The organism is Bacillus sp. 2D03 (assembly GCF_003946765.1).
In the GTDB taxonomy this organism is placed as follows: Bacteria; Bacillota; Bacilli; order Bacillales; family Bacillaceae_G; genus Bacillus_A; species Bacillus_A cereus.
The window spans coordinates 150,445-162,587 of record NZ_RPSJ01000014.1 but is presented as its reverse complement, the minus strand read 5'-3'; the positions used below and the strand labels follow the sequence as shown (position 1 = coordinate 162,587).

Below are 12,143 nucleotides of genomic sequence, written 5' to 3'. Positions count from 1 at the left end.
AGAGGGGAAAAAGATGGAGAAGAAACAAAGTATACTATCATCAATTATCCGTATTACTTTTACATTTCTAGTATTGTGTGGACTTGTATACCCACTTATTGTTACTGGTATTGCACAAGCAGTGATGAAGGATAATGCGGATGGAAGTCTAATATATAATGATAAAAATGAAGTGATTGGTTCTAAATTAATTGGTCAAAACTTCACGGATCCACGTTATTTTCAAGGGCGTGTTTCTAGTATTGAATATAAGGCTGAAGCATCTGGTTCAAATAACTATGCACCATCTAATCCAGATTTAGCAAAGCGAGTAGAGAAAAGTATTGCGGACTGGAAGGAAAAAAATCCAGCTGTTCCAGTTACAGAAGTACCGATAGATTTAGTGACAAATTCAGGTTCAGGGCTTGATCCTGATATTAGTCCAAAGGCGGCCTCGGTGCAGGTGAATCGCATCTCAAAATTAACGAATATTCCGAAAGAAAAACTTAATCAATTGATTAAAGATCAAACAGAAGGTGCTGCGCTTGGTTTATTTGGAGAAGATCGAGTGAACGTCTTAAAGCTAAATTTGGCATTACAGAAATTAATGAAATAGTAACAGTGCTACCTCAATCTAATGGATTGAGGTAGCGTTGTTTCGAATGAAAGGTAGTGTTTATTTTGTATGCAGATGATTATGAACCGAAGTTTCAAAGGCGAACGCCAGAGGAATATTTAGAATATATTCGTCAGCAAAATCGCGGAAAGTTAAAGCTATATGTCGGAGCAGCTCCAGGCGTAGGAAAAAGTTATAAAATGCTCTTTGATGCAAGAGAAATGAAAAAAGATGGAATTGATATTGTAATTGGTTTAATTGAAACGCATGGAAGAAAAGAGACGGAAGAAGCAATTGCTGATTTAGAAAAAGTTCCTTTAAAAGAAATACAGTATAAAGGAAAGGTATTTTATGAGCTTGATGTGGAAGGAATAAAAAAACGCGCGCCGCAAGTAGTCGTAGTGGATGAACTTGCTCATAGTAATGTTCCTGGTTCTAAATATAAGAAACGTTATATGGATGTGCAGGAATTGTTAGAGGCTGGTATATCGGTATTATCAGCTTTTAATATTCAACATTTAGAAAGTGTTCATGATATTGTAGCTCAAATTACGAATGTAAAAGTAAGAGAACGAATTCCAGATTTTATTTTACAAAAAGCAAATGAAATTCAGCTCGTTGATGCAACGCCTGAGGTATTAAGGAAGAGACTAATAGACGGAAAGATATATAAAGAAGAAAAAATTCAGCAAAGCTTACAAAACTTCTTTACACTTAATAATTTAGGAGCACTTAGGGAATTATCACTTCGAGAAGTTGCTGATGATATGGACGAGAAAATTAGCCAAACAGTAATAGAACCAATTGGCGTAAAAGAAAAAATTCTCGTTTGTGTACAATACAGTTCAACAGCGGAGAAATTAATAAGACGGGGATGGCGCATGGCTGATCGGTTAAATGCTGAATTGTACGTATTAAACGTTGAGAGGGAAAATATAGATTCTATTTCAGCTGGAAAAAAGCAGACGATTGAAGAGTGGAAATCGTTAACCAATCAATTTGATGCGAGTTTTGTATTAGAAGAGGCGAAAGGGAGAAAACCAGCGGATGTTATTATTGAAGTCGCAAGAAGATTACAAGTGACGCAAATTTTACTTGGACAATCTGCAAGAACAAGGTGGGAAGAAATACGAAAAGGCTCTATTGTAAATGAAATTATGAGACAAACAAAGTATATTGATATTCATATTGTTGCGGATCAAAGAGGGTAAAATAGAGCCGACATTTTGGGGGCTCTATTTTAATTTTTGTACAGCATGAAAACTTAGCATTTTCATTGCATATAAGATTACAAGTAAAAACATAATTGCGCCTAGGAAGAAAATCCAAAAGTAATTTTGGTTAAATAAAAGAAATCCACCTATAAGTGGCCCTGTACCCATACCAAGATAGCGGATGAAGTTGTATATACCGATAGCTGTTGCACGTTCTTGTACGAATTCTTCTGTTAATAAAGTAGTGTGAGTTGGCATAGAAAGTCCCATACTAAAACCGTACAAAGATGTAACGATAATGATGAAGGGGATATTGATGCTATATGTGAAAGAGAATAAAACGACACATATAATATTGAAGAAACTCGTAATAAATAAAGCTTGCTTTGTTGTGAGGCGTTTTTGCAAAAACTTGTAGCAAAAACTTCCTAGCATGATAGAAAGAGACATTGGTACAAACATAAGACCAATTTTATTTACAGTTAAATGAAATGAATTTGTTAAAATACTCGGTAAAAAAACGAGAAAGCAAAAGTAAATACAAAATTGAATGAAGCCAATAAGAGTAATAGAAAATCCAGTTTTATTTTTTAAGATAAGAGAGTAATTCTTTTGTGCTTTAGACTGCTTAATTACATTTGGCTTTGTTTCTGGAAGTAGTGAAATGTTTATCATTAATAAGATAATGCCAAGTGTAGATAAAAAGAGAAATACAGATAAGTGACCATTTATACTGCCAAGATAACCACCTATGAGAGGAGCCATTGCAGGTGCGAGGGCAAGTAACATTTGGTATAGGCTCATCGCTTCTCCGCGTTCTTTTCCTTCAAATAAATCGCCGATAATCGTTGCTGAAACTACAGGTATAGCCGCTATTCCTATAGCTTGAACAGCTCTAAAAAAGAGAAATAAATAAATGTTTGCCGAAAAAGCACATCCGATTGAAGCAATCGTACTAATAATTAAACTAGGAATAAGGACAGATTTTCTCCCTTTTGTATCAATTAAAGGGCCATATATGAGCTGCATAATCGCAAGAACGAATGTAAAAAGTGAAACTGTTACATTTACAAGATAAAGAGAAGTATGAAAAGAATTTTGAATCATCGGTAAGATAGGTGTGTAAATATTTTGAGCGAAGGAACCGAATAAGGCACTAATACAGATAACATATAAAATGAAATTTAGTTTAGATTTTTTCATCTTGTTAACCCCCTTGTAATTTAGTTTCCTAGGAAACTAAATTTATTTTAACATGATTTTCTCACTTGTAAAGATGAAAAAATAATTTTAAAATGGTATATAGTTAAATTGTTTCTTCGGAAACTTAGGAGGCGAACGGATTGAAGCATGCAACGAAGCAAATGGAAATACTGTCGGACATTCGTACACTTTTGCATAAAAAAGAAGAACATTTAAAACGACAAAATGAGAAGTTTCTTCGTGAGACAGGTGTAAGTAGTATGTCTTTATCTGAGTTACATGTAATCGAATGTATCGGAAAAAATGGTTTGATAAATGTAACGGCAATTACGACAGAAATGGGCATGACGAAGGGAGCAATCTCTAAAATTTGTACAAAGTTGTTTCAAAAGCAATTCGTTGAGAAGATGCAAATGTTAGATAATCAAAAAGAAATCTTCTTCCGCTTAACGGAAAGTGGGAATAAAATATATAAAGCTCATGAAAAATTGCATAAGCAAGCTGAAGAAAAGTGGTTGTTACTTTTAGATGGATATACGAAAGAAGAGCAAGATTTTATTCAAAGGTTTATAAAGGATGTCTCCGGTCATTTGGAAATATAATTGGAAGAAAAAACTCCTTTTTCTCAAGTCTTTTAAATATAATTTCTGAAAGAACTCATATATAATAGAAAAAGATACTTAACATGGTGAATAATTAAAGAGTCAATATATATAGAGGAGAGAGTAACATGCTTGAAAATACGGGGTTAGTATTAGAAGGCGGCGGTATGCGTGGTGTGTACACGGGCGGGATATTAGAATACTTTATGGAACAAGATTTATATTTTCCATATGTAATTGGTGTATCAGCTGGTGCTTGTCATGCAGCGTCGTATCTTTCCAGACAAAGAAATAGAAATAAAACGGTCAATATTGATTATGCATCACATCCGAAATATTTATCGTATAAAAACTTATGGAGAAAACGGCAGTTATTTGATATGGATTTCATTTTTCATGAAATTCCAGAAAAGCATGTGCCGTTTGATTTTGAAACATACTTTAATAGCCCAGAACGTTTCCTTGTAGGAACGACGGATTGTGAAACTGGGCAATCTGTTTATTTTGAAAAAGAAGGAACGAATGATGATGCGCTAAATTTATTACAAGCGTCTAGTTCATTGCCTTTCATTGCACCAGTAGTAAATTACCGTGGTAAGCAATTATTAGATGGTGGGATTTCAGATCCGATTCCAGTTCGTAAAGCACAGGAAGATGGATTTAAAAAATCAGTCGTAATTTTAACGAGAAATCATGGCTACGCGAAGAAAAAATCAAAGTTTGGATGGGTTGCTGCGAAAGCTTATAAAAAATATCCGAATCTTGTTAACACGATGCTAAATCGTTATGAAGTGTATAATGAAACACTTCACTACATCGAAAAAGAAGAACAAGCGGGTAATTTATTTGTTATTCGCCCAGAAGTGCCGCTTCAAGTAGATCGTATGGAAAAAGATACAGCAAAACTACAAAATTTATATGAGCAAGGCTATGAAGATGCAAAGAGACAGTTTGCAGATTTGCAGGCGTTTTTGCAAAAATAAGTACTAGGCTGCGGAGATGGAGTTCTCTGCAGCCTTTTTTTGTATTGCTTGCTTATCCGTTACTTTTTAAAAATGTATGAATGTTTAAGTGTTTAAAGAGTTTGTAAAACATCGGGGTTTCTTGTTGAGGAGAATTTATTTGAAGGATATTATGATGATGTAGCGCTACTAAACTATTAAATTTATGAGGTGATTGTTAATGAAAGGAAAAGTTTTTTCAATTACGACTTTAGTATTATTAGCAACATCAATCTCAACAAGTGCATTCTATCCAACTCTAAGCGGTCACAAAAGCGGTAACCTACTATCTTACAGAGCTCAAACTACTACGAATCAAAATGCATCTCGTTGTTCAGTAGCAATTTCTTTTATTAAATCAAATGGAAATAATTCATATATTGAAAGCGCTTCAGACAAATTAGGATCCCATGAATCTGGAAGAGCATTAAACGCAACTGTGAGTAATGGTGCATATAACGCCTTTGGTGCAAAAGGACTATACTCGGAGCATTATGCAAATGAGAATAATGACTATCAAGAAGATACACACAAAGGTACTTTTGATAGTAATGGTAACTTACGATTACAGTGGTAAAAAGCATTAAACAGTTGTCTTTATAAATATTTAGATAAGGAGAAGGGGATGTTCATCATCTCCTTCTTATTTAAAAGGAGCACAGACATGTACCTAGCTTTTAAAAATATAAAAAGCAATAAACTGTTTTTCTTAATTCTCCTTATGTCATTTTTTATTTCTTTTCTTTCTATATCAATAGCCGCACTTTTAACAGAGTCTAAACGAAACTTTATATCGGCTTTTCAAATCGGTTTTCCAGAGAGGAACCAAGTTTTAACTGTTCCGATAGCGAATGCAACTGAATTGGAAGAGATAATTCCTTTCATACAAGATACTTTTGTTAAAAGTGATATTTATGTAGAGCATTTAAAAGCATTAAATAGTTCAGGGGCAACAAAGATCATAGCTGTGAATTTAAAAGATGATTATTATTGGAAGCCATATATTTCTGAAGGACAATATTTTCATCGTGAAAATGTAAACGATATGGTTGTTGGCGATCAAACGAATGTAGAGGAGTTATATGAATTTGATGATACATATAAAAAAATAGGAACTATATCAAGAAAAGACAGTGACGTCGGTGTAGCAGGCATATACGTTCCACTTCAAAACTTACCTACTATATCTAAAAAAGGTATTATCGAGAGTAAACAATTACAATTAACAGTTGTTAATCCTACATCATCTATTCATAACGAAATAAAAAAGTTTATGGGTAGGAGTAAAGAAGTGCTTTCGGGAGATGTTCAAATGCTGAATGAACGAGATCTTCAAGAACTACATGTGACACATATAGATCCAGCAAATAAGTATTATTATAAATTTATTCTTGTTGCAATTGTTTCTGGCATTTCTGCGGTTTTATTTTGGATTTATAAAAAAGAAAGAGAGATTTCATTAAAAAAAGCAGTAGGTGCTTCTAATATATCTATCTACTGCGAACTATATATTCAAATTTTGTTTATTTCTCTAGCAGCGATGTTCTTAGTTTTTATTACGTTAGAAATATTTTCGGGAACAATTCATACTTATTTTCAGACATACTTAGTAAAACCGTTAACACTATATGTATTGATATGCAATGTTATTTTTATAATTTTTCTTACAATTTTTGTTACTGTAATTCCAATCAAGCACATTATAAATATATATCCCGGAAAACATTTAAGAACGTAGGAGGTCGTCATGTTTTTTATATTTGATTCTATACGGTCTGTGAAAAAACGGTTGTTACCAAGTTTGATTATAGTAATTTCTTTAATTATTGCATTTTCTTCAGCAATAGAATTTGTTAGTAATCTTTCGGGATATCGAAAAATGATGACGGTAGCAAATAATTTATCGACTCATAAAAATTTCTATGAACTTTATGCGACGCAAGATATAACCTTGTTTAGCGAAGAAAAAGCGAAAAATGATTATCAACATTTCATGCAAGGGTTATCTAATATGATACCAATAACAAATAAAACTAATTATCTGTTCCGTAACTATTCACTTAGTTTAAAAAAAGAAAATGGAACGATAAAGACTCTTATTGTTGATAAAGATATTAATAAGTACTTTCGTATACGAATTTCACAAGGAAGATATTTTGAGGAATCGGAATTTCATAAATCAGTATTTGATATTAGACCTGTTATATTAGGGGCTAATTATATAGAAAAGGTATCTATTGGTGATGTTATACCATCTGGAAAAATGAAGCTAAAAGTAATTGGTTTTTTAGAAAAAAATTCACCATTTACATATCCTCGAAGTGGTGAAATATCGGATAATCGTATTACATTATTAGATGACATGGCGATTTTACCAATTGGAACAGAAGAAATAGAGTTCTATAGTGTAGAACTTTTATACAATGGGTTAATTATAGAAACAAATGATAAGATAAATATAAATGAACTTCAAAAGAAAGTATTAAAGGTAACAGAAGGTAAGGGTTATTCGTATTATGTTACAAATCCGAATAAATTGTTAGAAAACGAAAAACAAGGTATTGATAATATGTCATACCCCTTATTATTAAGCGGTACAGTCTTATTTTTTTCATTTCTATCTATTGTATTAACATCAATGGCAGCACTTTATATGGAGCGTAAAAATATTTCTATTAGATCAGCGTTAGGTGCAAGCATTTTTCAAATATGTCTTCCATTTATTATTGAGTATATGTTGCTATTCGTTTTAGCGATATGTATAGGCATAATGTATTTTCAATGGGAGAATAGCGGAGTAATTGAAATTCAGAAAGGGCTAGAAAATAGTATAGTATCTTTCTTTGGAACGTTAAAAGTCTCTATAGAATCATTGGTTGTTATAGGTGCTTTATCAATTGTAATGATCCTCGTTATATATGCAATCATTTATTTCAATGTACTAAAAATAAAAAATACATATATGAAAGAGGTGTTATAGATGATTCAGCTCGCAAATGTGGCTAAGGGATACGGAAAGAGTAATTTTAGTGCTTTACAAGATATTAATCTTACAATAGAAAAAGGCGAAATGATAGCCATTATGGGACCATCTGGTTCTGGGAAATCAACCTTGCTTAACATTATTGGCTTAATTGATAGCCCCTCTACTGGAAAGTATTTTTTAGATGGAATGGATACGAGTACATTCAAGTCAAATTATCATAAGTATAGAAACACGGAAGTTGGATTTGTGTTTCAGAACTTTTCGCTATTAGATGATTATACAGTTGTTGAAAATGTAATGCTTCCGCTTATATATAGAAGAATTTCTCATAAGAAACGTATGCAAATATCAAAAGAAATGCTGAAAATGGTAGGGCTTGAGAGGCATATTAACAAATATCCTTACGAGTTATCAGGAGGAGAACAGCAAAGAACAGCAATAGCAAGGGCTTTAGCACAAGATACAAAAATTATACTTGCTGATGAACCGACTGGTGCTCTTGATCAAGAAAATGGGGAGAAAATTATGAGTATTTTACAAGAGATTAATAAAGAAGGAAAAACAGTGTTAGTTGTTACACATGATCAAAAGGTAGCTGCATATTGTCAGAGGACGATACGGTTACTTGATGGTTGTATGGTATAATATGGATAATGTTATGTGAAGAGGTGATACATATGGAAAATGTCTATAAAGGACTTAGGCATACTGGGTTTATTATGATGTTTATTTTTGGTAGCGTATTTTTACTTCGCTGGTTTATTCATGATGAAATGTTAATAGATCAACTTATTGGTTTTAGTGTGGGCATAGTAATGGTTATTTCATCAGTTTTCATTCAAAAGTATAGTAAAGAATTAAAGGTAGAAGAGAAGTATTAAAAGGTTATAACCTTCTTCATATTTTGGAGGTGCCTTTATAGTTTGAATGATTGTTGTAAAAGAAAAGTAGAGCATCGGATTTCGATGCTCTACTTTTTTAATGTGGTAAGAATATCAATTGATAAGCAAACAAAATTCCAAATACATATACAAGTGGGTGAACAGCACGGAATTTACCTTTTGCCACTTTCATAAGTGGATATGAAATAAATCCAAGTGCGATACCTGTTGCGATACTTGATGTAAGAGGCATGCTTAAGATTACTAAAAATGCTGGGAATGCTTCATCAAATGTGTCCCAATCGATGTGGCGAACTGAACCCATCATAAGACTACCAACGATAATTAATGATGGAGCAGTAATAGCTGATACACCAGAGACAGCACTTACTAATGGTCCGAAGAATGCTGCTAGTGCGAATAGAACAGCTACTGTAACAGTTGTTAAACCAGTACGACCACCAGCTGCAACACCAGCAGATGATTCAATGTAAGCTGTTGATGGTGTCGTTCCGAACATAGAACCAATAGTTGCTGAGAATGAGTCAGATAGAAGAGCTCGTCCAGCTTTTGGGAGTTTTCCGTCTTTCATAAATCCACCTTGTTGAGCTACCCCAAGTAATGTACCTGTTGTATCAAATAATGTAACAAGGAAGAATGAAAATACAACGCCGTATAATCCGTAGTTAATTACGTCAGATACAGCAGTAATTGGATTTGAAACGATAATTCCTTCTGGTAATCCAGGCATTGATGTAACACCGTTTGAGAATGTTAATTGTCCTGTGAAGAAAGCGATAATACCAGTTAATAGCATACCGATAAATAGTGCGCCATTTACATTTAAAGACATAAGGATAATAGTAATTCCAAGTCCAGCTAATGCTAGTAGAACTGGAGCAGAGTGAAGATCACCAAGTCCAACTAAGTTTGCATCATTTTTTGTAACGATACCTGTTAAACGTAAACCGATAAAGGCGATAAATAGCCCGATACCAGCAGTAATTGCATGTTTTAAGTTTTCAGGAATTGCTTCCATTAATTTTGTACGGAAAGATGTAAATGATAGCAAAATTAAAATCATACCTGCTACGAATACAGCAGAGAATGCAATTGCGAAAGTCATGCCTTCATGCGCTTTTACAACAGAGTAAGAGAAGTAAGCATTTAATCCCATACCTGGCGCGATTGCGATTGGTAAGTTTGTAAAGATTGCCATAAATAATGTTCCGACAACAGCAGCAATAATTGTTGCTGTAAATGCTTGTTCAAATGGAACACCTGCATCTCCAAGGATAACAGGGTTTACGACAATGATATATGCCATTGTTAAGAAGGTAATAATACCTGCCATAATTTCAGTTTTAATAGAAGTTTTATGTTTTGAAAGGTTAAACATATAAACATCCTTTCTGTTTACGAATAATTTTCACAACAGTTATATATAATATTCGTTTTTTATCTATTTTGCAATAGTTTTGCATAAAAAGTTTATAACAATTCATATTTTGTGTCTTAAATTCGAATATTAATCGTAAACCGATGTGTGAATTTCAGCTTTTTATTGTGCACATGCTAAGGAAAAGGAGTTGAAAGCAGCTATGCCACAGCAAAAAAACTTTATAACAATGCCTGCGCAACATCAAAATAAGCAGCCTGGTATTGAATCATTAATGAGCCCCCTTCCGCAGTTTGAAGATCCAAATTATCAAGGAAGTGAAAAGTTAAAAGGGAAGAATGTGTTAATTACGGGAGGAGATAGCGGAATTGGACGAGCAGTTTCCATCGCTTTTGCAAAAGAAGGAGCAAATGTTGCGATTGCTTATTTAGATGAGGAAGAAGATGCAAAAGAGACGAAACAACGTGTTGAAAAAGAAGGTGTAAAGTGTGTATTGTTGCCGGGGGATTTGAGTAATGAACAGCATTGTAAAGATATTGTGGAAGAGACCGCCCGGCAGTTAGGTAGTTTAAATATTTTAGTGAATAACGTTGCACAGCAATATCCGCAGCAAGGGCTAGAGTATATTACAGCAGAACAGCTAGAAAAAACATTTCGTATTAATATTTTTTCTTATTTTCACGTTACGAAAGCAGCCCTTTCTCATTTGAAGAAAGGGGATGTCATTATAAATACGGCATCTATCGTTGCATATGAAGGAAATGAAACGTTAATTGATTATTCCGCAACGAAAGGAGCAATCGTAGCTTTTACAAGATCACTTTCTCAATCGTTAGTGCAAAAAGGGATTCGGGTAAATGGTGTTGCACCAGGACCGATTTGGACACCGCTTATTCCATCGAGCTTTGATGAGAAGAAAGTCTCTCAGTTTGGGAGCAATGTCCCAATGCAAAGGCCTGGTCAACCATATGAGTTAGCGCCGGCATACGTATATTTAGCGTCTGGTGATTCTTCTTATGTTACTGGACAAATGATACATGTAAATGGGGGCGTTATTGTAAATGGATAGTTTTCATTTATAAGAGCAAAGTAATGTTAATTCCACTTATTATAGTGAGCGCTAGGGGGGATATAGCTGAAAAAGTTATGTTTCGTCATACTATTATTTTTCATCCTACCGGTTAGTGCTTTTGCTAATACAGATCATTTAATATTAGTGAATCTTACGACAAATCAGTTGTCTTTTTTTGAGAATGGAAATTATACAAAAACATTTCCAGTAACGACTGGAAGAGATCGTACACCTACGCCTGAAGGTAACTTTTGTATTATAACTAAATTTAAAAATAAAGAATACCATCGAAAAAAAATACCTGGGGGTGCACCGAATAACCCTCTCGGTACGAGGTGGCTTGGACTAGATAAGAATGAATATGCGATTCACGGGACGAACCGGGAATGGACGATTGGAAGTAGGGAATCAAATGGTTGTATTCGCATGCATGACAGGGATATACAATGGTTATATGACAGAGTACAATTACAAACAAAAGTAATCATTTCTCGTTTTCATACGAGCCCCGAATATGAAGCGAATAAGCTTGGTTATCGCGTTGTGAGCTGGAATGGTCGAAAAATAGAAGAAGAACAAATTGGAGTACTAACGCTAGTAGACCGCGCGGATATATATTGGCAAGAACCAAATGGACAGTTAACGAAAGTGAAAACGGTATTGCCAAATGAAAGATATCCAGTGTACTCAAAACGAAAAGATGGAATATATTATATAGGAAACAATTCGTATATTATAGATGAAACAGGAGAGAAAATTCGTTACGAGCAAATTCCTTCTTCGATTTTAAGTAATATATATAAACGGAAATACAATGTTCCGTAATGGCTACCGTATTATAGACGGTAGCTTATTTATACTTGGAGTTTAACTGCAACTATTGTATTTTGCTGAATATAATACAGTACAGATAGGGGGCGGTTATATTATGAAAAGTGAATTTGCGTTTAAAGTTTTTTTAGTAACGACCTGTTTATTTATCGTGTATTTATATGCGTTTCTCGTCTTTTCTTTTTATGTTCCATATGTTGATTTAATATTGTTCTTCGGATTTATTTGGGCGTTTGTGAAAGCGAGGGAAGGAGAGAAGAGTATATATCGGCGCATTACCTTATGCGGGACGGCCGTTCTCGTTATTTTGTACTTTTTTATTATGCATGATTTTTGGAGGGGAATGTAAAAAAGCATAC

The 12,143-nt window shown here is 33.8% G+C and carries 14 protein-coding genes; 12 read left to right on the top strand and 2 right to left on the bottom strand.

Annotated elements, in window-relative coordinates; all coding sequences use genetic code 11:
• Nucleotides 1–13 precede the first annotated feature (13 nt).
• Nucleotides 14–595: a K(+)-transporting ATPase subunit C gene (kdpC, locus tag EBQ15_RS26020; protein ID WP_000412614.1), complete on the top strand. Its 582-nt coding sequence runs from the start codon at nucleotides 14–16 to the stop codon at nucleotides 593–595.
• Nucleotides 596–651: 56 nt separating this feature from the next.
• Nucleotides 652–1,806, top strand: a complete 1,155-nt coding sequence (gene kdpDN, locus EBQ15_RS26015) for a KdpD-like non-kinase potassium sensor (protein WP_001999108.1) — start codon at nucleotides 652–654, stop codon at nucleotides 1,804–1,806.
• Between the two features lie 24 nt (nucleotides 1,807–1,830).
• Here kdpDN and EBQ15_RS26010 read toward each other — a convergent pair whose 3' ends face one another.
• Entirely contained in the window at nucleotides 1,831–3,012 is a 1,182-nt protein-coding gene (locus tag EBQ15_RS26010) for an MFS transporter (protein ID WP_000748710.1), read from the bottom strand.
• Nucleotides 3,013–3,152: 140 nt separating this feature from the next.
• On the opposite strand from EBQ15_RS26010, the gene EBQ15_RS26005 reads away from it, so the two are divergent.
• From EBQ15_RS26005 to EBQ15_RS25975, 7 genes are all read left to right on the top strand, one after another.
• Nucleotides 3,153–3,614 (top strand): MarR family transcriptional regulator, encoded by a 462-nt coding sequence (locus tag EBQ15_RS26005; RefSeq protein ID WP_000679676.1) that lies wholly within the window; start codon nucleotides 3,153–3,155, stop codon nucleotides 3,612–3,614.
• A gap of 128 nt (nucleotides 3,615–3,742) precedes the next feature.
• Nucleotides 3,743–4,597: a patatin-like phospholipase family protein gene (locus tag EBQ15_RS26000; RefSeq protein ID WP_000892677.1), complete on the top strand. Its 855-nt coding sequence runs from the start codon at nucleotides 3,743–3,745 to the stop codon at nucleotides 4,595–4,597.
• Between the two features lie 199 nt (nucleotides 4,598–4,796).
• Complete coding sequence (locus EBQ15_RS25995) at nucleotides 4,797–5,192, top strand: hypothetical protein (protein ID WP_000676983.1); 396 nt, start codon at nucleotides 4,797–4,799, stop codon at nucleotides 5,190–5,192.
• Nucleotides 5,193–5,279: 87 nt separating this feature from the next.
• Complete coding sequence (locus EBQ15_RS25990; protein ID WP_000280232.1) at nucleotides 5,280–6,353, top strand: ABC transporter permease; 1,074 nt, start codon at nucleotides 5,280–5,282, stop codon at nucleotides 6,351–6,353.
• 9 nt (nucleotides 6,354–6,362) lie between these two features.
• Nucleotides 6,363–7,595 carry an ABC transporter permease gene (locus tag EBQ15_RS25985; protein ID WP_000465072.1) on the top strand — a complete coding sequence of 411 codons (1,233 nt, stop codon included), beginning with the start codon at nucleotides 6,363–6,365 and terminating at the stop codon, nucleotides 7,593–7,595.
• A complete protein-coding gene (locus tag EBQ15_RS25980) occupies nucleotides 7,596–8,246 on the top strand; it encodes an ABC transporter ATP-binding protein (protein WP_000615295.1) in 651 nt (216 codons plus the stop codon).
• Between the two features lie 32 nt (nucleotides 8,247–8,278).
• Nucleotides 8,279–8,482: a hypothetical protein gene (locus tag EBQ15_RS25975; RefSeq protein WP_000432806.1), complete on the top strand. Its 204-nt coding sequence runs from the start codon at nucleotides 8,279–8,281 to the stop codon at nucleotides 8,480–8,482.
• A gap of 97 nt (nucleotides 8,483–8,579) precedes the next feature.
• On the opposite strand, the gene EBQ15_RS25970 is transcribed toward EBQ15_RS25975, so the two are convergent.
• Nucleotides 8,580–9,881 carry an NCS2 family permease gene (locus tag EBQ15_RS25970; protein ID WP_000482711.1) on the bottom strand — a complete coding sequence of 434 codons (1,302 nt, stop codon included), beginning with the start codon at nucleotides 9,879–9,881 and terminating at the stop codon, nucleotides 8,580–8,582.
• 202 nt (nucleotides 9,882–10,083) lie between these two features.
• Between EBQ15_RS25970 and EBQ15_RS25965 the strand changes: the two genes are divergently transcribed.
• From EBQ15_RS25965 to EBQ15_RS25955, 3 genes are all read left to right on the top strand, one after another.
• Nucleotides 10,084–10,950, top strand: coding sequence for an SDR family oxidoreductase (locus EBQ15_RS25965; protein ID WP_001136266.1), 867 nt, complete (start codon nucleotides 10,084–10,086; stop codon nucleotides 10,948–10,950).
• A 66-nt stretch (nucleotides 10,951–11,016) separates the two neighbouring features.
• Complete coding sequence (locus EBQ15_RS25960; RefSeq protein ID WP_033682769.1) at nucleotides 11,017–11,778, top strand: L,D-transpeptidase; 762 nt, start codon at nucleotides 11,017–11,019, stop codon at nucleotides 11,776–11,778.
• Between the two features lie 103 nt (nucleotides 11,779–11,881).
• Nucleotides 11,882–12,133: a hypothetical protein gene (locus EBQ15_RS25955; protein WP_000834195.1), complete on the top strand. Its 252-nt coding sequence runs from the start codon at nucleotides 11,882–11,884 to the stop codon at nucleotides 12,131–12,133.
• The last annotated feature ends 10 nt before the right edge of the window (nucleotides 12,134–12,143 follow it).